This is a genomic window from Paenibacillus sp. 1182 (assembly GCF_017833915.1).
Lineage (GTDB): Bacteria > Bacillota > Bacilli > Paenibacillales > Paenibacillaceae > Paenibacillus > Paenibacillus polymyxa_D.
Genome location: NZ_JAFICR010000016.1, coordinates 36,021 through 58,410 on the forward strand (window position 1 = coordinate 36,021; position 22,390 = coordinate 58,410).

The following is a 22,390-nucleotide window of genomic DNA, read 5'->3' on the forward strand; positions in this document are numbered from 1 at the left end:
ATGAATATATCAGTCTTAGAAAGATGGGAGATTATGAAAAACAATTATGATTTTCACGCATTATTAGATGACGTTGAATTTGAGGCGTTGGCAATAGATATTGTTCGAGTTCGAGAAAATTTAGAACCCAATGTATTTCGCAGATATCCTAAAGGTAGGGATGGAGGCATTGATGGGTATAGGTACAGTGATAATACTATTATTCAAGCAAAATGCTATAAAAATGATTTTAACATTTTGAAAGGAAGTTTGAAAAAAGAAGTATTAAAGTTGCGTAATTTGAAGCCGAGTCGATATATTTTAGTAACATCAGTTGGATTGAATAAAGAACAACAAAGGGGAATAATGGATTTATTTAAAGGATACATCCATTCTGATGAAGATATAATTGGTAGAATAGAACTAAATGAGTATCTTGCTGACCCAAAGTTTTCTATTATTCAATTAAAGTACAATAATTTATGGACGCCTAGTACAGTAGTTTTTGAACATATTTTAGAAAATATTATTTTGCGTGGACCCAATAATTTTAATCAATTTCACTTAAATGAAATGAAAAATAACGTTGAGTACTACATAAAAACGAAAGCTTATCATGAATCACTTGATATTATGGATTCACATAATTGTTTATTGGTATATGGTGAACCGGGAATTGGGAAAACGATGCTAGGTTTTAATATAGCGTTCCATTATTTGATGCAAAATGAGGAGCTTGATCTTTTTTTTACAGATACTATTGAAGATGTGTATAAATTTTATCGCTCAGATAAAAAGCAATTATTTATAGTAGATGACTTTTTAGGTGTAAATTACGTCAATAATCAGATCCAAAATGGTGAATCTAAAATTTATCGAATGCTTAAGAGCATTATTAGTGGAAATAATCATAAAATTGTATTGATTTCGAGAAAAAATATTCTTTTTGAAGGTATGAAATTATTACATGAGTTAAAGGTAATAATTCAAAATATGAGTGTTGAGTTATCTTCAACTAGCTTAGAAAGCTCAGACAAGATGAGGATATGTTGGAGTATTCTAAAAAAGTCAAACTTACAGTACAGTCTTTTGCACAGCATTGTAATAGTTTCTGACAAAATTATTAATCACGATAATTATAATCCCCGATTTATTAATGATGCGATCCATCTTCTTTCTAAAATAAAGCATGATGGTATGTATCCGGGAAAAATACTGTTGGAAACATTGAAGAATCCCAATGAAATTTATGAGAGAATGTATAATCACCTTCATGAGACTTCAAAAAGTGCAGTTTATCTTGGTGTATGTATGGCGATCTTTGGATATCCGGTTGAATTAAATATTTTAAGAAAATGCTACGGGAACTTACAAGAAAGTCTTCCTTGGGAAGAGTGGCAAAGTTTTGATGATGCTTTAGATCAATTGTCCGCCTCTTTTTGTTTCGTTAGAGATATGAATTTTATCAGAACATTGACAGGTATTGACTTTGAAGCAAAAAAAACAATTATAGGATTTAACAATCATAGCATGATGGAATTTTGGAGGCATTTAATATCGAAAAATTTGTCACTGTATGGGCTGAATCTTATTAAGAGTGTTAATTTAATGAATCCTATTTTGTTTTTCGCTCACAATTTACTTTTACTAAATTTAATTGATGAACATAATAATATGGAGTTTGAGCAGACAATTATTCCAGGAATTATTGATAGAATCGCTAAAGACTACGAACGTTTAGATTTTATCTACTCCAATGGAATCGAGGAATACTGTACAGATGATAGATTTACAGACTTTTATTTCTCTTCAGATTATACCAACAGTTACAATCTTAAATTAAGACAAATATTAGATTTGAATGAACAATATAACTCTCAAAAATTAAGGGATGTAATAGAAAAGTTAAAGGCGTTTTTTATTAATAGTTTGTTAAAAGATGACCGTCATGCACTTTCCGATGAAGAGAAGTATGGCGTTCCTAAGATTGTCAATAAGTTATTAAAGCAAGGGTTCGAAATCCCTGCTATGAAAGAGTTATTAGATGGCTATCGCTCTAAAATAAATTTTTTGAAATTTTACATCGTCTTTTATGAATTCAGAGATATATATGGTCAAGACTTTGACTGCTATCTCCAGGAAAACTACAATGAAATTTCTGATAAAATTATTTGGCTTATTGGGGATGATTATGACTTTTATGCATCCGATTATTTGGAAATTGAGATCGAGAATTTGTTATTCGGAGACGCTCCTGAAGCGATCCAATTATATAACGTACAGGTTAAAAAAGAATCCCTTAAGGCCATGAGAATATTGGAGAAAACTCTAAATTGGGACGGATATTCAGTAAAGTGGAATAGAATTCATTCTAACTTTGAAGAGACTACAAATCGTAATCCTAATAAAAGCCAAGTCGAATTTCATGAAGATGATGATATCTTTGTAGAAGAAACAAGTGAAAGGGATTTTATGGAGGAGTTGCTTCCCTATATACATAGGGATGATCAAGATAGTTGGGATTCTTTAATTAATTTAGCTGGAATAGTAAGCTGTGAAATTACTATCATGGATCGAGTTCAAGAAGATTTGTTCATGGGAAAATCTAAATGGAAAGGAACATATTATTCTACTGATCCGCTTTTTCTCGCGAAAATTGTTGATGAATATAAACGAGGTAATAGAATAGAGAATCAGATTCGCAATTTCTTCGACAACATGTTTAGTTCAATTGATTGTTCCGAATATGAAATTCTTACCAAGATTGCAGTTGCAGCGCAGGAACATAATGAAATGTATTTTAATCGGGATAATTTGAAACAATGGCTCAATATATCAAATGAAGAATGGAACTTGATTAAAGAAAGTAGCTACTTGGGGCATAATAATGGATGGTTGTATTTAATAGCCTCTGAGATTCAAGTTTATCTATTATGTAAGAATATTAATGACCATTCATATAATAAAGTCAAAATTTTGAGCTTGATTGACTGGATTATTAACGAGTCCGAATTTCATACTTATATTTATAATGTATTTTGTATTCTTGTTGAGTTTTTTGCGGATGAAAGTAAAAATTATTTTTTGGAAAGCATTCAATCTTTTATTGAGCACATAAAGGAACTGAATGGTACAGAACAATTGGCATTTGGTTTATCTTCTGTCTATACACTTCAAGAGATGAACGATAAAAAAGAAGTATCGAGTACAATTAAAAATTGGACTTTACTTAGGTTTTTAGAAATGTTAGAAGTAGAGTTTAATGAAGTGACTTCTGATTTGTCTTATGATTTATTTCAGAAGATCGCCACAAATAAGTATGAGACAGAATGTGCAATTGATTATGAATATTGCATAGCGCACCCAGAAAAGTTGGCTCCATTGCTTAACACTTCTTCAGTTGAACAAATTATAAAGGATGATCTAACTAAGATTGATAATTTCATCGAACAATATTTTTGATGAGTTTTCTTTATTTAAACAGCCAGCACCTTTGTAATAAGATGTTGGCTGTTTAATCACTATTTTGTCTAGCCCTATTTAAACAAGACTACAGTCATGCGTCCAAAGCCTGCAACTCTTCCTGTTCAGCCATTTGCATCAGCTTATAAATCTGCCGTGCTGTGTTCACATTCCGTACCGTCATTTGCTGATACAGCTTGGTGCCGACTAATTTCGTTAACCCGCTTTTTGTGACTTGTTCTTTGCTGACAGAAAACAGAATGGCTCCGGTCGTATAGATGACATGTCCAATTCCCGGTTTTAAAGGAAGGTTGTCCAGAACGGAAATATCGTTAATTTCATCCCACAGAAACATTACATCACTTTTCATCTGTGTATCATTAGCCCATTCATTCGGCAGTGCCTCCATAATGCTCTGAATCTCCTTCATATTACGGACGATGACGCGGATGGGTAAGCTAAAATCCTCCAGAATCGCCTGTTCCAGTATGAGCGATAGCTCCTGGTTGGGCCGCTCCTGACTGGAAAAAATAATGTTTCCAGAATTAATGTAAGTCGTCACATGCCCCATACCTGCATGTTCAAACGTTTGCTTGAGCTTCTTCATCTCGATTTTGTTATTGCCGCCAACATTGATGCCCCGCAGTAATGCGATATAGATCATAAAAAGCTCCACCTCTCTTTAAACAAAAAGGAATTCTAACAAAGGGATAGGTAATTCAGCAAATACGTGGTTTGGTTTTCGCCCAACAAATGATGTAGCAATGGTTTTACGTGCTCGATATATGCTACTTTGGTTTCGTATGTATCTTCATCTATCAATTCTCCCTTAAAGGTACAGGCACCTTCAATCAGGATGGAAAAAGCCGTAAAGAAGTTAGCTAAAGAGTCAGCAACTTGCTGCGCTGCGCCACCTTCAATTGCAGCATATACAGGGGAAGCAGGTGCGCTAGTATCGACAATGACTGGATCATCATTAAACGTGGCAATTACAACATGGTGGGAGGGCCACGAAGATGACTCATGAACAAGCTCTCCAGATGTAATGAAGCGATAGCCCAGCTGTTGGCGATATAAATGTTCTGGTGCGACAAAAAAGAGAACAGCAGCATCCCCGATTTCAACGGCTGCATTTTTTAATTTGTGTGTTCCCGCTGCCTTAGCATTGATCATTTCATAATGGCTATATAGGTACTCAAGCTCAGGGGATATAGGTATGCGGTTGTCCCAGCAATCTGTCAGGTTCTCCGTCCGGGGCTGGATGTCGTGGTCTTGGAACAGCCCGTAGGTTGCATTATACAGGTTTTGTTGTTGTACAAACCGGGTCAGAGCTTCGCTTAGCTGTTTCATAGGTGTTCATTCCTTTCTAATCGTAGGCTATGACCTTCGTCATAACGTTTCATTCCTAGCATAAAGATATCATAATATAGAAATGAAGAACATATGTTTCTGTATTTATACCGCCTTGCCAGTCGATCCAGATTAATTTTACAATATAGGAGTTCGAAAATAATGTTGCAAGGAGGAGAGAAATGTCATTTTCTAAAATATACGATTACAAATTAAGGGCCTATTTTAATGAGCGTATTTCTGAATTAAGTCATGAATATCTATTTTATTCTTATCCTGATCAAGAGCAAAATCTAAGAATACTAACCCTGAATATAAACGAGCAGAATTATGTTTCTCTAGTGCGATGGCATGATTTATTTGACAGGTCGCTATTTACAAAAATGAATCATCCCATTCTAAGCGTAGCAGATGCTGAACGTCTGATTCGATTGCTTTCGCTCATTTTTAACGTTTTTGATATACATAAAGATGCTGTTTATAGCCGAAAAAACTTATGTTGTTTTTATTATCAATATCAAGTTTCACATCTAGCAGAGAGAGGGAATGAATTCTCGCTTACTCAGGACAGGCTATTTTTTCTTCACCATCTCTTATTTGAACTGGGTTTAGGGGATGACATTTATGATCGTCTAACGATTGAAAATAATAAGATGATGTACAGGATGGAAGACGCACAACAGTATGATATGCATATTCTAATTGACATGTTGCATGAGCATATTAACAAAAATGAGATGGATATGGATACCCGGGCAGCGCTAGGAAAAATAAAAATTTTGCAAGGTCAGTTGGTCAGCTTCATCCTAGGCAGTCATGATGTATATGATTTTCCGTATGACGATTTCAACAAGCCGTTTGCAGAAGCAACGATGTTTATACAAGCCTATAACTCTAATAAAAATAGGGTATTAGAGGTGCTGATCGACTGTATCAATGAGCATCAATCTCCAACAGAGCAGTTCATCTCCACTATGATCTTGATGAATTATTCCTATTTTGTTCTCAAAAGTAATCCTAGCGAAATTACATATTTTAAATGTTTTTGCAAGAAAAAAACGGGAGTTTTTATAAAAGTATTGTCTGCATTGCTTGAACTCAGATTTTTTATTGATAAATCCAGCTTCACAAATACGGGTATAAATTATTATTTATCCAGATTAAAAGGGGTTAAATGATGCCATTCTCTCACGTTTCTTTACCCGATTTACCACAGACTATCGGACGTCTTACGGCCATTCATCCTGTAAAAGGTGGCTCTCACGGAAGCATAACCTTGCTGGCATTGAACACACAGGCAGAACTGTGGAGGCTAGAGCTTCGCTCTGGCAGTGCAGAATTATGCACACATATTTGTATTCCTGATTTTAATCCCCTGCAACCTGTCCAAATGGTGACCAGTCCTGACGGCAAGTACGTGGCGATCTCCAATCGATTTGGCCGACATGCGGCCGTGTATGATTTAGTCCATGCTCAAGAAAAAATGCAATTATCACGGGACGAATACCACTACGATAAAAGTATGTTTCCCCTGGCCTTTGTACATCAAGACGGTGCATGTATCCTTGTTCATGGGACGGAATGGAATCGGCTGGATCTGACGGATGTAGAAACGGGGAGGCTTTTGACAGCAAGACCTACCCCAGTTTATAACAGCGAAAATAAAGATGAGCATTATCTAGATTATTTTCATGGGAGGCTCCTGACTTCTCCAGAGGGAAAGTGGATTGCGGATACGGGATGGGTATGGGCTCCATTAGGAGTAGTCCGAACTTGGTCCTTATCTAATTGGCTGCTGAACTCATGGGAATCGGAGAATGGTCCGTCAGTTCGCCATCTTTGGCAAACCATAGATTGGGATGGGCCAGTGTGCTGGACAGGACCTGATAGATTGGCGGTTTGGGGACAGATGGATGCCGATTTACTGGAGGAGGAAGATTGGGGAGAGGAAGGAGTGGAACCGGCGGTTGTCCTATTCGATATGACTCAGCCCGGGTACCGACGCGTGCTTGCTGCGATCCCGCCACTAAATTGTAAGCCTGAAGAAGACGGGATTTATCCATATCCCCAAGCGGATATGGTCGTTTCTGGCGACCGATTATTCTTATGGGGGAAAGGAGTCCCGCTTCAGGTATGGCGGCTTTCAAGAGGTGTGCGTGAAGATGTAGATACGGAGCGATTTCCACTCATTTACCATCAAGAGGCAGGAATTTTCATTGAATTAAAACCGGATAGCGGTTGTACAGCCTTAAGCTACGAATAAATGGCGTTACCGGATTTTCTTCCTTCCAGTGATATGGAAATATATGCATTAGCTATAACAATTATTAAAGGAGTGTACATCAAAATGGCACTGATCAAGGATCGTTTTTATGGAAGTCTCGCTGGACTGGCCGTGGGTGATGCTTTGGGAACCACTGTGGAATTCAGCAGTCCAGGTACATTTGAACCTGTAACGGATATCGTGGGCGGCGGTGTCTTTGGGTTAAAGCCGGGGCAGTGGACCGACGATACGTCTATGGCACTTTGTTTAGCCGAGAGTATGGTGCAAAAAGATAGCTTTGATCCAGCGGACCAAATGCGTCGCTACACCAATTGGTATCACCTGGGATATATGAGCAGCACGGGAACGTGCTTTGATATCGGCGGTGCGACGAGAGCAGCATTGCATCGCTTCGAGGCCACTGGAGAGCCGTACAGTGGGTCCGTTGACCCCATGACTGCTGGTAATGGCTCGATCATGAGGCTTGCACCTGTTGCCATGGCCTATGCGAACCGTCCGGAAGAGGCCGTGATGTACGCCGAACTGAGCTCGCGAACCACCCATGGAGCAGTCGAAAGTGTGGAGGCCTGTGCTGTGCTTGCTTCAATCCTTGTGGCAGGTCTGCGGGGAGCGGACAAAGAATCCATGTTATCAGCCGACATCTGCTATAAGTGGCGGCGGCAGGAACAGCCAGCTTATTCGGCAGCCATTGAAGAAATCATTCAGGGATCTTACAAGGATAAGGAGCCGCCCGAAATACAGGGAACCGGCTATGTCATTCGTTCCCTTGAGGCTGCGCTGTGGGCATTTCACCATTCGACTTCGTTTGAAGAGGGGGCACTGCTGGCCGTAAATCTGGGGGATGACGCCGATACGACCGGGGCGGTGTATGGGCAAATTGCAGGAGCTTATTACGGGCTAAGCGGTATCCCGAATCACTGGCGTGAGAAGCTGGCGATGAAGGAGATGATCGATGAGCTGACTGAGGCTTTATGGCAGAAGGCCGACAAGGGCCAGACACTTTAAGAGGGACATCTATAAAGATCAAGCTGGGTTGCTTTTATTATGAGCAGAACCCGGCTTTTTTTGTTCCCAATATTTTTGCCGATGCCTCATCTCTTGGGATCACTATCCATATCGCCATACTTCCGCCCTCCTCAGTAGCATGTTGTTATGACAAAATGAAGTCCAGTACAAATCATACTTCACTTTACTGATCTTTCAGAGGAGGAACTACATTGTCGCATCTAAATAAACAGCTTCATTCATTTGTCGATATTTCCAACTATACTAAAGGGTTTGAGATCGTTTCGACCCAATTTGGCCCTGATGGGCGCGTGTATATTTTGCTAATTGATAAAGTCCCAGAACGAGTGCGGGGGATGTTCCCGCCTGCCTCTCTTAAAGAGAGACGTACTTACAAGATACTCATTATAGACGATCATATTGAAGAAGTGTATGTGGAGGGACAGCAGTTTAACTATCATTATGTACAGCCTCTACATCATCATCTACTGCTCGTCGGAGCGCGATGTCATTATTATGGATCGGGCCAATATGATTTAAATGGTAAAATTATTGATTATGAAGGTCGTACTGTGAATGAACTGCTGCTTGGAGACGGTATCCAGAGTGTTCAGGTTACAGGGGAAGGTACGATCTGGACCAGTTATTTTGATGAAGGTATATTTGGAAATTATGGTTGGAATGAGCCTGTGGGATCCTCCGGCCTTGTCGCTTGGAATAAAGAAGGACACAAAATATATGAAAACCAAGCGGCAGACATTCATGATTGCTATGCTTTGAACGTGGTCAGCGAACAGGAAATCTGGTTTTATTACTATTCAGACTTTTCGTTAGGGCGTATTTCCGGTAGCGACCGTACGAATATTACGTTTATGAATCCGAGGATTTCCGGCTGCTCCGGGGTGGCTACAGATGGGTATCACTTTTTGTTCGATGGCGGGTATGGAAAGAACGGACAATATGTCTTGAAAAAGAATGTGAAGCCAGGCAGCTTGAGCAAAGGACAACACATTCGTTTTTTAAATGACGATCAAGAGTTCCTTCAGCCGCACGAACAGGATTTCAGAAAAGACCGCCTGCTGCTCCGTGAAGGTTCTCTGCTGTATCAGGTGACTATAGGAGAGTTAGCGTAAAAACCCACGTCAGACGTGGGTTTTTCCTTAACACCAAAAATGCTTATTCATACGTTTTGACAAGCTCATTCAGGGAGGTAATGGTGCTTCCTTCTCCAATAGCACCGAATTTCCACTCCCCTCCATAGCGGTATACTTCACCTACACGGATACTACACATCCCTTTATAGTCCTCTGTCAAGTTGTATCGGAGAATCTCTTCATCTTGGGACGCATCCAATACTCGAATATAAGCATTGTTCACCATACTGAAATCTTTACGTCTACCAAAGCTGAAAAAACGGAATATATTCACAATAAATACGACTCTATGCACTTCCGGTGGTAGTTGCTGGAGGGAGACGGTAATGACTTCATCATCACCGTCGCCATGTCCTGTCAAGTTGTCACCACTATGTACGACGGCCCCACAAGGGCTATTTTTGTTTCCGAAATATACTAGATTTTTCGTCTGGGTCAGCTTGCCGTTCTCATTAAGAAGCAGCGCTGACGCATCAATATCCATGCTTCTACCCTTCATAGGGTCCCATCCAAGGCCTACTTTTAGCACGGATAAGTATGGATTATTTTTGGTTAGGTCTACCTTCTGTCCTTTAACTAGACTAATACTCAACGTTATGCCTCCCTATCATTATTTTCGTTCTACTCTGAAATTGTAGCATATATATAGAAGGATATAATCTATTCGTAACTTCACAGACTTTATTCCGTATAAAGATAAAAACATGATCCAAATTCGTTCCCTCAGGGAGAAATGCAACCATGTTTAACAAAATGAGAAGTTGAGGTAATGCATCATATGAATGAAAAATTTCAAGTCGATACAGGATATCAGCTGGCTGAACAGAAGGCGCTTCAGTATTTTGCATCACTCTATAATCAGGTCAAGAATAAAACTTATGTGACCTCTCTTACAGAAGATATCCATATATGGAAAAGGAATCATATCCATTCTTCTTCATGGTTATCCTTCTTTTCGCGGAATAAGAGAAAGCCGGATACCCGGGATGACTACAGATATATTCAATGGCTGAGTTACACAGGGAAACTGGATGATTATCTGAAGCGGAGTGTCTCTTATATTTACATGAGGGATCTAGGCAAGGCTCTAGATTCTGTCGACACACAGACCCGGATTCAGCGCGTCATTGCTGACGTAAAAAGATATTTGCTTCAACCCACCCATGCTAACAGGAGAGATCAAGCGGAGTTTATGAATTTAGCCGGGGTGTATCGGTGGTCTCAAAAGGAAGGGATCGAAACCACTGTAATCTGGCTAATCAACAAGCTTAACTCTGTAGCTTCTCATATTCCTGAGGAAATGGATGCAGAGCATGCCCAGCGCAAACTGATTAAAATCATCATTGGGGTTATTCTGCATGTGATGGAAGAAATGGACGAAGCCGTGTCACCTGTTGAACGTTCGCGCAGACTGGATAAAGCCATCAGGCTTGGGTATTCCTATGGGTTGACTTATCCTTTTATTGATGATCTGCTCGATTCTCAGCTGTTGACCGTTCAAGAGAAAGAACAATATTCCCATATGATACGTACCGCGCTTCTTACCGGATCTGTGCCAGAACTGGGCGACTGGTCCGGCGATCATATGAAGTTCATTCGCTATATCCATTCGGAGCTCTCGGATGCTTTTGAGTATATTAAGGCACATCAGCGGCCAGACACACAGCAAACCTTTTTCGAGCAGTCCTATGTTTTCTTTCATTCTCAAGATATCGACCGGGATAAGGATATAAAACAAGCTAATTACACCAATGAAGAGCTTTATATACCCGTTATTTTAAAATCTGCTTCTTCCCGTTTGATTGTCCGTTCCGTGATTAGTGCTCCTGAGGATGGAGGGTTTGAGCAACGAACATTCTATTATGGTATCTATAACCAGCTTGCTGATGATTTTGCAGATATGGCCGACGATATGAGGGACGGTGCGGTAACACCCTATACCTATTATTTAAAATATCATCATCAAAGATCGGATTTGATCAATCCCTTCGAACTATACTGGGCGGTCATTTCGAATTTGATCCATAACGTATATGACTCGGATGCTATGGCTCGCGAGGTGATACTGGACCGTGCAATAAATGGACTCAAACGTTATAAAGAACGGGTAGGTGTAGAAAAGTACAATGAAATAATGGGGATTTTTGCATCCGGAAATCCGGAATTTAATCGTCTCATCCAGAAGATAGTGGGCAAAGCAGAGGATGTAGATTTTTTGGATAAGCTGCTTCGAGACCAGATGATTACCCAACTGAAAAATGATTCAAGGGAAAAAGAAGACTTTATGAATATGGTCAAAACAGTCCGTGACCAAATTAACAACCAATTGAAAATTACCAAGCCTTCTGGGATCGAGGCCATGAAAGAACATCTTATTGATGCTGCCAATTATAGTCTTGAGGGGGATGGGAAAAGGATACGTCCTATATTGACCTGGGTCATGGGTGTGAATGAATATGGCTTAGACGCTTCGGCAATCGTGCCTCTTCTAAGATCATTGGAATATATGCATACAGCCTCCCTGATTTTTGATGATTTGCCTTCCCAGGATAACGCGTCTACCCGTAGAGGGCGTCAGACATTACATCAGGTGCACAATAGCGCTACTGCGGAATTAACCGGACTATATCTGATCCAGAAGGCCATCGGGGAGCAATCGTCACTGAACCAGTTCAATGCTGAGACTGTGCTTGCCTTGATCCAATACTCGGCTCGTAAGGCAGAGGATATGTGTATGGGGCAGGCGATGGATCTGGATTCCAAAGGAAAGGCTTTGACCTTGGAACAGCTGAATATGATGTGCTTTTACAAAACAGGAGTGGCGTTCGAGGCTTGTCTCGTTATGCCAGCCATGCTCGCACAGGCCGAGGAATCAGAGATTGCTGCTTTGCAGAAATTTGCCTATCATATGGGGATTGCTTTTCAGATTAAAGATGATTTGCTTGATGTGGAAGGAGATACGCTGTTACTTGGAAAACCTGTGGGCCAGGATTCGGATAACAATAACTCGAATTTCGTGTCCATCCTTGGTTACAAAGGTGCCAGTAAAGAAATGTGGGAGCACTACTGCCTTGCCATGGAAGCATTAAAAGAGGTGCCACGCAATATCGCTTTTCTGAAGCATCTAATGAATTATATTGTGAACCGGGATCGTTAAAAAGAATTGTGCCCCATAGCTCCATAGGAGTGGTGGGGTGTTTGTACGTTGAGACAGTAGAGTTGCTCATACTTCCTTGCCCCTCTTTGGGGATCATCTAATGTAACGCAGATACGTCTGGATAAAAAGCAAAGATGTGAATATCTGGTGACTTCAGTACCGTATTTTGTCCGTTACGGCGCGTTCTACATTATAATGTTTAAAAACGGACAAGGAGATGAACTCCAGATGAAAAAAGGAATCTTGGTCGCTTCAGGGTTGGTTGTTGCGGCATTGGGCACGTACCTGATTGCAGGAAATATGCAGAAAGAAGGAGCGGACAAGCTCGGGACAACAGATATCAAGCAATTGGTGCATGATTTCAGCGCAGGCAAGGGAACAGGTCAATCCGCTTCCATTAATTCCAGTCAGTTAATTGTTAATGGAGACAATGCCCAACCCATAACTTATAATTTGCCTGACAACGAGTTTTTTGTTTCGATTGCGCCATATGTAGAAGAGACCCACCCTTGTGCAACTCATAGTCTAACCGGCTGCCAAGGCGAAATAAAAAACGGAGAATTCAATGTGACCGTTCACGACTCCGAAGGGAATGTCATCATGGAGAATGCTGCCATGAAATCACAACCCAATGGTTTTATTGATCTATGGCTGCCGAGGGATAAAACCTACCGCATTAGCGTCAATCATGAAGGTAAAACGGCTGAAACTGAATTCTCTACATATGAGAAAAACGATACGTGTATCACAACGATGCAGCTAGGCTAATGATAGAGAATAATGGGGTTGAGCTTACTGATCGCTCGTACACTTTAAGTCCACATAACCCTGCGTTCATACATAGCTTTTAGTAAAGAGCCTACGTCTGACGGAGGCTCTTTGTGCTGCCCTAATCTTTTGCTGGAGTTGCGGAACAGGTTAGGTGGGAATCTATGAGGAATCAGATAGCGAAACTTTAAATTGTATATACTAAAAACCTATTGAAATAGCTGCAAACTTCCGACATATTATCTAAGAGCTTTTCGCTCAATATTCCTCGGGGAGATGGCAGCATGTCACAAAATATGAAGAAGCGCGTATCCAGATCATCCAGCATCGCGAACACATTGGCCATGGTCTTGTTAGTTATTATCGTTGTCGTCTTTGCAATCTTGGGGACGTTCATGTTTGCAAGCACGCGAAGCATACTTGTCAAGCAGCAAGAGGCCATGCTCCAGACCAAGACGCAGGCCATCGTTAGTCAATTCGATGCGTTGTTTAAGGAAAAGGGCTCACTTGTCCAGCAAATGTCAACGAACAACACTTTTAAGCAATATTTAGAAACCACCCCATCGGCAGAAATGGTGAAAACTTCTCCTTATGCTGCGGAAACAGTAGCGACTTTGGCAGCCATTGTAAAGGCAGAGCCATCTTTTGCCGACGCCTGGATTGCAGGAATATCTGGTAAAGGCTTCTTTCTTCAGAATGATGGTGTTGCTTCCAAACCGGATTTCGATATCCATACACGCCCGTACTTTAAACCGGCAGTTGAAGCAAACGGTTTATACTACTCAGAACCCTATAAGGACGTCAATTCGGGTAATGTGCTCATGGGCATTTTCTATCCGATCAAAGATAGCAGTAACCAATTAATCGGATTTGCTGCTGTCGATATTGCTTTCAAAGACATCCCTGCCGTTATGCAAAGCTATTCGCTTGGAAGCACAGGCTATTCAATTCTTGCATCCAAAACAGGTGATATTTTGTATCACCCCGATCAAAATAAAGTGCTGAAAGAAAAGATTAACGAAAGCACAGGTGATCTTGGGGAGATCGGAAAGAAGATGATTGCTGGTGAGTCCGGAGTACAGCTCATTAATGATAATGGGGAACGTCGTTATATCGGGTATGCAACCAGTAAAGACACGGGGTGGTCCGTAGGTGTAACTATTTCTGAACAAGAAGCGCTCGCAGAATTAAAAGCCTTTACCTGGATTACGATTGGCGGTTTTGCTGCAGCCACCATTCTGCTGGTTGTGATTTGTTATATAACGCTCCGCTATCTGTTGAGATCAATCCCGAAATTGCTTGCCAAAATCAAGCTGATTGAAAATGGAGATTTGACCGTTCCGTTTGATACGCATTCCAACAACGAAATCGGGCAAATTTCTCAAGGAATTTACAATATGGTTCAAAAAATTCAAGGCATGCTCCAAATGGTGGGTGGCTCAGCTCAAGTCTTGAATCAGTCTTCAAATGATTTGCAATCCATTTCTTCCAGAACCGCGATCACCATGAACGATACGGCGACAGCAATTAATGAGATTGCCAATGCAACGAACTACCAATCCATCGAAACGGATAACATTTTACAAAAAACCGGAGCCTTATCCGGCCAAATTGACGAAATTGCCAATGATGCCAAAGCCATCGAATCGATGGTGCAAATCTCTGCTGAGCAAAGCGGACAAGGGCTTGCAGTAGTAGATCAGCTATCCAGATGGGCGGAAGAAAATCATAATTCCACACAGGCGATGTCGGCTATTATTCAGGATATCGATCTGAGCCGTCACGAGATTTCAGGCATTGTGGATACGGTCAACCAAATTGCAACACAGACCAACCTGCTGGCGCTCAATGCTTCCATTGAAGCTGCACGTGCGGGAGAACAGGGTAAAGGGTTTGCTGTGGTTGCCGGGGAGGTTCGCAAGCTGGCTGAGCAGACGGCACTAGCGACACAGGAAATCTACAAGAAGGTCCGTGTGATTGAAGAAAAAACCAGCGTATCAGTTGAGCATACGGTTCACGGTCTGAAAATTGCAGAAGAAAATGCGAGATCGGTGGAGGACACGAAGCAAGTATTCTTTAGCATTAACAAGGATTTGGAAGATTTGAAATTTCGAATGATCCAGATCAGCACCAACACCTCCAAAGTCCACAAGCACAAAGATGAGATTTTGCAGGCGCTGGAGATCATCTCTTCCACCACCGAAGAGAATTCCGCTTCAACCGAAGAGGTCAGCGCTAGCACGCAGGAACAATTGGAGAGCTTCGAACAGGTTGCTGAACTATCCAAACAATTGAATCAATTGTCCAATAAGCTGCAAGACGAATTAAAACAGTTCAAGGTCGAGTAACAAGGCTAGGCATGATTTTGACTAAATATACAGCAAAGCCCGCGTTCAGCGGGCTTTTTAGCTTCAACAGCTGTTGTGGGGTAGAGGGCATGGTAGCTGGTGCGGGATACAGAGACCATACGTATAAACTGAAATATTAGCGGGGGGAAGATATGAATTGCTTTGAAAAAAATATGGTGTCCGTCTGGTACGGTCACTTTGCCTCAGAAGATGAGTTGTTTGAATATTTTGAGATCAAATACCCGGAGGATGAGAATGAGGATGTTTTTAGCGGTTTTTTAAATGACCATGAAATAGATGATTTTGACGAAGATTTTGCTGAAGGAGTCTTTCTGGTTGACGGGACCGATGATGGTATAAAAGATGTTTCCTATGTTGATTCTTTTTTATCTCCACTATTACATGATTTGAGTAAAGTAGATGGTAAATATAATTCGTTGTTCTTTATATATGATTGTAATACAAGCGGTTTATCTGAAAAAAATGGCGAGGAACTACGCTTTTTAGCCGCATATCCTTATTCAAAAGATTAACGGTTACACTATTCTTTTGTCTTCGGAGTCTCATTCCAAGTAATTATGATAATGAAAATTGAACTTAAAGGATCAATAATTTGATCCGAAAGAATCAGGGCCTTAAGGTGAATTTACATCTTAAGTCCCTTTTTTTGTGTGAAAATAGATTTCCAATTTTTTGAACGGCTGATATACTAAGGAGACAAGCGAGCATGAAGATTACCTACTTTATCGGAAGAAGCAAGAAGGATCGTCAAGCGTTGCTCTCAAAAGCGGCTTTTGCGGTGGTCGAGCAGTACATAGGGGTGGAGAGCCAGAAGACTGGCTGTTTCCAGGGCAGAGGGAAGGCCGCCACCTGACAGAACGATCAGCGCAGAAAGTGTTTGAAAAAGCGCTGGTTGAAGCGGATATTCGCAAACAGGTGAGTATTCATTCGCTGACGCATTCCTTTGCGACCCACTTGCTGGAGAATAGGATTGATCTTCGCTATATTCAGGAACTGCTGGAGCCTCAGAGTGTACGAATTACGGAGCGGTACACATGTGAGTAGACAGGACATTGGGCGGATTCAAAGTTTGTTGGATCGGCTGGGCAGGGTGAAGGATTGAAACGCAGAAAGTGCGGGAATCAGGAACAAAGTGCAGGATTCACGAAGTTCGTGAATATGACAAAGAGAACATTTTTTCTGAGGTTCGTAAATAAGTAGTTATCGGAAATTAACGCAACTTCGAATGATGGAGGAATACTTATGAATGAAGAAGTAAGAATGAGATCTTTAGGACTCTCACAATCTGAAATAAAATCATTCAAAAATATAAAAGTTGAATTCAACAAATTAACAGGAACAATAATGAAAAAGAGCCGGGCGGATTCTAAAAGATTGAGATGTTATATCTGTAATACTGAGTGCAGTAGTTTTTGTAATTCCCATTCAGTTCCAAGATTTTGTTTGGACAATATTGCAATAGATGGCCGCCTACTTTATTCAGGCAATTTAATTGACTCAGTTATGTTTGATAAACCTAAAGGGATCAATGAAGCAGGGACATTTAAAATAATATGTAACGATTGCGATAGCAAAGTTTTTAAAAATTACGAAAACCCTGAAAACTACTTTAAAGAGCCGAATGATAAAATGCTTTCACAAATGGCTATGAAAAACTATTTGAAGAACATTAGTAAAAGAGAACTTGAAAATGCACTATATCCTAATATTGAGCAGTTACCGGGCGAATTTGTGGAATACATTCACTCTATTAATGAGCTTGATTTAAAAGAGTATGTTATGGGATTTGAATACTCTAAAAAGGCTACGGTATCAAAATGGAATGATCATTTTTACTTGGCTTATTTCGAATCTCTTGACTATGTTGTTCCAATAGCTTTTCAGAATTGTGCATCATTAATAGCTGATTTTGAAGGTAACACTATAAATGATATCTATAGCGGTTCTCAAGAGTATCTATTAAGTGAAATGCACATAAGTGTATTGCCATTTAAGGATCATAGCGTTGTATTGATTTTTATAAAAAATGAAGAGAAGAGATACAGAACTTTCTTTAGGCAGTTTAAAAAGCTCACAATTCAGGAAAAATTAAAAGTGATTAATTATATAATTTTTAGCTATTCGGAAGATGTCTTTATTTATAAAGGATTAGATAAAGAAATTTTAGAGAACCAAGAATTAAGGAAGGTAGCGCAACAGACAAATGTGGCTGAAGCAACTACTCCATTTGCTAATTCACTTGAAGAAGCTAAAAGAGTATTCGATCTACAGAATAGAAATTCGATTCCTAATTTATTGGATAAATCTTATAAAGTAAGATGAAATTTTCAGTAGAATCGAAGAAGGCGTTAACATCCTATAACATAATATTCACGCTGCGGGCATACGCCCTGGATCCGGCGCTCGCCGGACACCCAGCATACGCTGGGTCGTGAATACAGGAACGTTAGGTGAAACTCTTGAAAAACTATAAAAATGAGAAGATGGCTGGTATAAGATTTGTTAGATAGATTTTAGAAGACCAAAACGTTATATAAGGAGACAGGTAATGAAAGAAGAACTTACATATATACAAAGTGGGAAATACAATTATTTGGATAGAACTAATATCACCAATATGGTTTATTTGTGCTCATGTTCTGCACTTTCATTTCATAAAAGTCTTATTGGTTTATCAGAATTAAGGGCCCTTGAATCAGTTAAAGATGTAGAGAGTGCTGGGGGATTAAGAATTAGTAGGGCAGTTTTGACTTACTACTCGGTGTATCATTTATTTATTTCGTTAATGTTATTAGATGAGCGTTTTAACTTAAAAGTTCCCAAAAGGTTATGCTCGAACGGTATTGTAAATCTTGGAGTCAATTTTAATGATTTATCAGATCCCTCCGAATTACCAAATGTATGGAATGAGTTTAAATTACTTGAACAAGACCTTTCAACACTGATAACACATACTGACGTTAAAGAATATTGTGATTGTTTAAGAGAAGAAAGTGAAAAATTGGATGAGGTATTTAGAATACTTTATAACAACTTTATATTTGCTGATGAAAATAAACCAAATGAAAGTATTAAAGGGCTTTATGAAAAGCTTTGTTATGTAAGAGACAGAGCTATATACCGACCTTCTAATGTAATTGATGTAGAGGGTGGATATATTCAAACCTCGAAGTATGTCAGAAAAGAAATAGATGAATTACCTGATTCGGCATATATATTCGACGTAATCAGGAAAATTTACAGGGAAATATTAATAAAATCCAATATCAAAGGGAGGAGTATGTATAAATCGTTCTATTCCCTGCTTTGGGTTAGTCATGTTTTCGAAACGGTAGAAGAAGTCAAAAAACTCGGTATTACTGATAGCGAAATAGATGAATTGAGATTTATGAAGTCCTTCAATGCAGATGAACTGAGCTTTAGTAGTTATATTTCACAATTGATTGAATTAGTAAACCCAAACCGTCTATTTAGTGATTTGGAAGATTTTTGGAATGAATTAATTAGAATGTCCATGGAACATTATGGGGCGTCAGAATGGCATTATTAGAACCGCACTCGCTCGAGTTCGTGTTGTTAAAGAGCGTTAGGAGAAATTTTTGAAGTTTTTATAGAAACGATCAAAAAACAAATAAAAAGTATTCTCCGCAAGCTAATTGAAATTATCATCGGATTTGCATCAAGGTACTAGTGAATTTTGTCAAAGAAAGAGTAAAAAGACTTACGAAGAACTGGTGAATTTATTCGAAGATGCCGTTAGCCTCGCCTAACATAGTGTTCAAGCAGCAGCTCCTTTGGAGCCTTGGTCTGCGAGAAGGATTTCAGGGAAGCATTTTAGCAGACAACCCTTCGGGGTTCATGAATACAGGAACGTTATACGACAGAACAAATAAATAAGGAGAAGGATATTTATGAGCTATATTAGAATAAAAAGCATTAGTGTTGAAAACTATAGATCATTTGGAACAAGACAGACAATACATTTTCCTGATCAGAATCATAAGAAACCTGTAGCTATCGTTGGGTATAACAATTCAGGGAAAACAAATTTTCTCAACGCAATTCTATATGGGATAAAAGAGAAAAATGTTAATAAGGATACATTCACAATTAACGATTTTCACAACCGTGATTACAATAATCGTCCTTTTATTGAAACTGAAATTGAAAGCAGCATAGAAGTTAAAGGAGACGGAAACCAAGCAGAGCTTAAAGGATTTCATTCATTAAGAATAAGCGTAGTGGATAATGAAATTGAGCACGCTGGAGTCCGATCTTTTCGTGACAAGGAACAATTAACAAAAAATCCTGATGCTTCGGGAGCAGCAAAGTATTTTAGGATTTTCTATGTGAATTTTCATGATGTAAAAAAAGAGTTATCAACAAAGAAGACTACCTGGGGAAATCTTACTTCGTTTTTAGCGAAACATATTAAAAAAATTGTTGAAGCAGATGCGAATATGAAAGGAAAAAGGAAAACTTTTGAAGGAGAAGTGAAGGATTCAACTGATAGGGTTCTAGCAGATTCGAAGTTACACAGTTTTCTTGAGGATATAAGGTCAAATTATTCAACAAATCTAAGAGACAGTAATTTTTTTATAGGTTTTGAATTGCCTGATTATGAAGATATTTTTTTGGATATGATTTTTAAAATCGGTTTAAATGGTGATACCGAAAACCTTATTTCTATAGATCATTTCGGTGATGGATATATTTCTATGTTTGTTATGGCTATCATTCAAGCAATTGCTGAGAGCAACAAGAGTGATAAATGTTTATTTTTATTTGAAGAGCCTGAAAGTTTCTTGCATGAAAATCATCAAGAGTACTTTTACAAAACTGTCCTCTGTAACTTGGCAGAAAAAGGGCATCAAGTTATCTATAGTACTCACTCGGACAAAATGATAGATGCTTTTGATACACGAGGACTTATTCGTTTTGAATTTGATGATGAAGCACACGAAACAATTTTGAAATATAACAAACCAGATGAGAATATTTCAGAAGCTGATTTAGAAGGTTTCTCTTTGGATCAAGTAGCAGACTTTAATAATTACATTAAAATGATAGAGCCAAATTTGAATAAAATTGTGTTCAGTCAAAAGGTGGTTTTAGTAGAGGGGCCAAATGATTTACTGACCTACAAAGAAATTATAAAGAAAAAGGTATATCTGTTAACTAAAGATTCTATGTATTCAGAGACATACTTAAACTTTAAAAACATTTCTATAATTCCTCATCATGGTAAGATTACAGCCAGAATCTTGGTTAAGTTATGTAAACATCTTGGAGTGGACTTTTTTTGTATAAATGATTTTGACTTCAAAAACAATTTCATTTCAGAACTTTTATTTGATTCACTTGAAGATTTAAAGAAAAGTGAATTATACACAAAAAGGATATTGGATTTAGAAGAATTTAATTCTAAAGGCAAACTTCTAAGTGACAGTACAAAACGACAAATGGTTACTACAAATTGGGGATTAATTAAAGAAGCTTCTTTGGAAAAAATACATTTCAACATTCCTAAGTTAGAAGCTGTGATAGGTTACGAATCAAATGATAAAAGCAGTTTAGGCATATGGACTAAACTCCAAGAAACATCAGAATTCGGAGAAGAAATTTTTCCAACATCTCTAAAGAAATTCGTTGGAATTGAAACTTTAGAACAAGCATGTTCCAAACATTAATCGAATCAAATACTTCATGTAAATTCAAGTAATGTTCCGTCGTATAACATAATATTCACGCTGCGAGCATTCGCTCTTGGTCCGGCATTCGCCGGACACCCAGCGTGCGCTGGGTCGTGAATACAGAAACGTTATGTGTAATTATTGAAAAGATCATGGAGGGGAAATCTATGAAAAAGAAAGAATATAAAGATAGATTAATTGAATTACTTAATGAAGGAATTGAAGAACTAACAACAGACCAAGTAATCCACAAAACGAAATTATTGATTTTTGAATATGAGAAAAAACAAGCGTATAGTACAGAAAATAAGGGGAGACCTTGGACAGATGAAGAGTTAAGAGTAGTATTATCATTTGCCGCAACTAAAGAAAACATACTGAAGTTGGCCAAAGGATTTAAACGTAGTTACGGGAGCATTGAACAAATTTTTAGATGGGCTGTAACCACCGATGAAGAGATTATAAATAAGGGAAGGGAAGATGATAGTTTTATAAAACAGATTAGAAGATTGTATAAAGAGATGGGTTGGAAGGCGTAAATTAGAATGTCAATCAATGGAGTGATAACTACACATAACATAATATTCAAGCTGCGGCCCCGTTGGAGCCTAGGTCTGTGAGAAGGATTTCGGAGAGGCATTTCAGCAGACAACCCCTTTGGGGTTCATGAATACAAAAACGTTATCTGAAATCAGGACAAATATGTAATATCAAAATCTAGGAGTGTGATTCGACTTGGAGAACTCAAATTTAAAAGATCTTATTGAAAAATACCTGAGCGCATATAACACGTTTAACATTGATGGAATGATAGGAGTTTTGAATGAGAATATTCATTTTCGAAACATTTCTAAAGGTGAAGTGAATTCGGAAACAAAGGGGATTCAGGAATTTCGCACATTAGCAGAGCAGTCAATTCAGGTATTTTCTCAAAGGCGTCAAGTAATAAAGAACATTACTTTCACAGGAGATAAAGCAGAGGTTGACATTGATTATGAGGGAATATTGTCCAGTGATCTCCCTAATGGAATGAAGGCAGGAGAAACATTAAAACTTCAAGGGAAATCAATATTTCAAATGAAAGATAAGAAGTTGATACTGATTGAAGATCATAGTTGAAACACTGTTGAAAGTTATTCATAGATTACCCTGAAATCAGATAACAATAT

General features: G+C 38.9%; 19 protein-coding genes. 16 read left to right on the forward strand and 3 right to left on the reverse strand.

The annotated features are described in order from the left end of the window. Positions 1-33: 33 nt before the first annotated feature. On the forward strand, positions 34-3,441 hold the full coding sequence (locus JOD82_RS24880) for an nSTAND3 domain-containing NTPase (RefSeq protein WP_209950145.1): 3,408 nt from the start codon (positions 34-36) through the stop codon (positions 3,439-3,441). A gap of 94 nt (positions 3,442-3,535) precedes the next feature. Here the strand turns inward: JOD82_RS24880 and JOD82_RS24885 are convergent, their stop codons facing one another. Both JOD82_RS24885 and JOD82_RS24890 read right to left on the reverse strand, forming a co-directional pair. After that, a complete protein-coding gene (locus JOD82_RS24885) occupies positions 3,536-4,105 on the reverse strand; it encodes a DUF1697 domain-containing protein (RefSeq protein WP_069010525.1) in 570 nt (189 codons plus the stop codon). A 35-nt stretch (positions 4,106-4,140) separates the two neighbouring features. After that, positions 4,141-4,791 carry a hypothetical protein gene (locus JOD82_RS24890; RefSeq protein WP_209950146.1) on the reverse strand — a complete coding sequence of 217 codons (651 nt, stop codon included), beginning with the start codon at positions 4,789-4,791 and terminating at the stop codon, positions 4,141-4,143. Positions 4,792-4,973: 182 nt separating this feature from the next. Between JOD82_RS24890 and JOD82_RS24895 the strand changes: the two genes are divergently transcribed. From JOD82_RS24895 to JOD82_RS24910, 4 genes are all read left to right on the forward strand, one after another. Continuing rightward, on the forward strand, positions 4,974-5,969 hold the full coding sequence (locus JOD82_RS24895; RefSeq protein ID WP_209950147.1) for a hypothetical protein: 996 nt from the start codon (positions 4,974-4,976) through the stop codon (positions 5,967-5,969). Continuing rightward, positions 5,969-7,054: a hypothetical protein gene (locus JOD82_RS24900; protein WP_209950148.1), complete on the forward strand. Its 1,086-nt coding sequence runs from the start codon at positions 5,969-5,971 to the stop codon at positions 7,052-7,054. The genes JOD82_RS24895 and JOD82_RS24900 overlap by 1 nt, the downstream gene beginning before the upstream one ends. Before the next feature lie 84 nt (positions 7,055-7,138). Then, positions 7,139-8,080 carry an ADP-ribosylglycohydrolase family protein gene (locus JOD82_RS24905; RefSeq protein ID WP_029515476.1) on the forward strand — a complete coding sequence of 314 codons (942 nt, stop codon included), beginning with the start codon at positions 7,139-7,141 and terminating at the stop codon, positions 8,078-8,080. A gap of 212 nt (positions 8,081-8,292) precedes the next feature. Continuing rightward, the gene (locus JOD82_RS24910; RefSeq protein ID WP_209950149.1) at positions 8,293-9,213 is read left to right on the forward strand and encodes a hypothetical protein; all 921 of its coding nucleotides are present in this window, start codon (positions 8,293-8,295) and stop codon (positions 9,211-9,213) included. A gap of 43 nt (positions 9,214-9,256) precedes the next feature. Here the strand turns inward: JOD82_RS24910 and JOD82_RS24915 are convergent, their stop codons facing one another. Continuing rightward, positions 9,257-9,826 carry a TerD family protein gene (locus JOD82_RS24915; RefSeq protein WP_069010531.1) on the reverse strand — a complete coding sequence of 190 codons (570 nt, stop codon included), beginning with the start codon at positions 9,824-9,826 and terminating at the stop codon, positions 9,257-9,259. 177 nt (positions 9,827-10,003) lie between these two features. On the opposite strand from JOD82_RS24915, the gene JOD82_RS24920 reads away from it, so the two are divergent. The 11 genes from JOD82_RS24920 (at position 10,004) to JOD82_RS24965 (ending at position 22,340) form a co-directional block, all read left to right on the forward strand. After that, positions 10,004-12,391, forward strand: coding sequence for a polyprenyl synthetase family protein (locus JOD82_RS24920; RefSeq protein WP_209950150.1), 2,388 nt, complete (start codon positions 10,004-10,006; stop codon positions 12,389-12,391). 228 nt (positions 12,392-12,619) lie between these two features. Next, positions 12,620-13,159, forward strand: a complete 540-nt coding sequence (locus tag JOD82_RS24925; RefSeq protein ID WP_165149793.1) for a CueP family metal-binding protein — start codon at positions 12,620-12,622, stop codon at positions 13,157-13,159. 284 nt (positions 13,160-13,443) lie between these two features. Continuing rightward, positions 13,444-15,507: a methyl-accepting chemotaxis protein gene (locus JOD82_RS24930; protein ID WP_209950151.1), complete on the forward strand. Its 2,064-nt coding sequence runs from the start codon at positions 13,444-13,446 to the stop codon at positions 15,505-15,507. Between the two features lie 152 nt (positions 15,508-15,659). After that, a complete protein-coding gene (locus JOD82_RS24935) occupies positions 15,660-16,040 on the forward strand; it encodes an immunity 22 family protein (protein WP_209950152.1) in 381 nt (126 codons plus the stop codon). A 194-nt stretch (positions 16,041-16,234) separates the two neighbouring features. After that, positions 16,235-16,381 (forward strand): hypothetical protein, encoded by a 147-nt coding sequence (locus JOD82_RS29385; protein WP_230585172.1) that lies wholly within the window; start codon positions 16,235-16,237, stop codon positions 16,379-16,381. Then, on the forward strand, positions 16,378-16,572 hold the full coding sequence (locus JOD82_RS29390) for a tyrosine-type recombinase/integrase (protein WP_245249139.1): 195 nt from the start codon (positions 16,378-16,380) through the stop codon (positions 16,570-16,572). The genes JOD82_RS29385 and JOD82_RS29390 overlap by 4 nt, the downstream gene beginning before the upstream one ends. Before the next feature lie 198 nt (positions 16,573-16,770). After that, positions 16,771-17,850: a hypothetical protein gene (locus JOD82_RS24945; RefSeq protein ID WP_209950153.1), complete on the forward strand. Its 1,080-nt coding sequence runs from the start codon at positions 16,771-16,773 to the stop codon at positions 17,848-17,850. Positions 17,851-18,076: 226 nt separating this feature from the next. Then, positions 18,077-19,078 (forward strand): hypothetical protein, encoded by a 1,002-nt coding sequence (locus JOD82_RS24950; RefSeq protein WP_137078962.1) that lies wholly within the window; start codon positions 18,077-18,079, stop codon positions 19,076-19,078. Positions 19,079-19,439: 361 nt separating this feature from the next. Beyond that, the gene (locus tag JOD82_RS24955) at positions 19,440-21,218 is read left to right on the forward strand and encodes an ATP-dependent nuclease (protein ID WP_137078961.1); all 1,779 of its coding nucleotides are present in this window, start codon (positions 19,440-19,442) and stop codon (positions 21,216-21,218) included. A 170-nt stretch (positions 21,219-21,388) separates the two neighbouring features. Continuing rightward, on the forward strand, positions 21,389-21,760 hold the full coding sequence (locus JOD82_RS24960; RefSeq protein ID WP_040103232.1) for a hypothetical protein: 372 nt from the start codon (positions 21,389-21,391) through the stop codon (positions 21,758-21,760). A gap of 196 nt (positions 21,761-21,956) precedes the next feature. Next, entirely contained in the window at positions 21,957-22,340 is a 384-nt protein-coding gene (locus JOD82_RS24965) for a nuclear transport factor 2 family protein (protein WP_209950154.1), read from the forward strand. Positions 22,341-22,390 lie beyond the last annotated feature (50 nt).

Excerpts from the sequence above, each read along its gene's own strand:
- JOD82_RS24935 (WP_209950152.1), top strand. The coding sequence starts at position 15,660 with ATGAATTGCTTTGAAAAAAATATGGTGTCCGTCTGGTACGGTCACTTT.
- JOD82_RS24955 (WP_137078961.1), top strand. The coding sequence starts at position 19,440 with ATGAGCTATATTAGAATAAAAAGCATTAGTGTTGAAAACTATAGATCA.
- JOD82_RS24950 (WP_137078962.1), top strand. The coding sequence starts at position 18,077 with ATGAAAGAAGAACTTACATATATACAAAGTGGGAAATACAATTATTTG.
- JOD82_RS29385 (WP_230585172.1), top strand. The coding sequence starts at position 16,235 with ATGAAGATTACCTACTTTATCGGAAGAAGCAAGAAGGATCGTCAAGCG.
- JOD82_RS24930 (WP_209950151.1), top strand. The coding sequence starts at position 13,444 with ATGTCACAAAATATGAAGAAGCGCGTATCCAGATCATCCAGCATCGCG.
- JOD82_RS24895 (WP_209950147.1), top strand. The coding sequence starts at position 4,974 with ATGTCATTTTCTAAAATATACGATTACAAATTAAGGGCCTATTTTAAT.
- JOD82_RS24900 (WP_209950148.1), top strand. The coding sequence starts at position 5,969 with ATGCCATTCTCTCACGTTTCTTTACCCGATTTACCACAGACTATCGGA.
- JOD82_RS24890 (WP_209950146.1), bottom strand. The coding sequence starts at position 4,791 with ATGAAACAGCTAAGCGAAGCTCTGACCCGGTTTGTACAACAACAAAAC.
- JOD82_RS24920 (WP_209950150.1), top strand. The coding sequence starts at position 10,004 with ATGCATCATATGAATGAAAAATTTCAAGTCGATACAGGATATCAGCTG.
- JOD82_RS24960 (WP_040103232.1), top strand. The coding sequence starts at position 21,389 with ATGAAAAAGAAAGAATATAAAGATAGATTAATTGAATTACTTAATGAA.
- JOD82_RS24905 (WP_029515476.1), top strand. The coding sequence starts at position 7,139 with ATGGCACTGATCAAGGATCGTTTTTATGGAAGTCTCGCTGGACTGGCC.
- JOD82_RS24945 (WP_209950153.1), top strand. The coding sequence starts at position 16,771 with ATGAATGAAGAAGTAAGAATGAGATCTTTAGGACTCTCACAATCTGAA.
- JOD82_RS24925 (WP_165149793.1), top strand. The coding sequence starts at position 12,620 with ATGAAAAAAGGAATCTTGGTCGCTTCAGGGTTGGTTGTTGCGGCATTG.
- JOD82_RS24885 (WP_069010525.1), bottom strand. The coding sequence starts at position 4,105 with ATGATCTATATCGCATTACTGCGGGGCATCAATGTTGGCGGCAATAAC.
- JOD82_RS24880 (WP_209950145.1), top strand. The coding sequence starts at position 34 with ATGAAAAACAATTATGATTTTCACGCATTATTAGATGACGTTGAATTT.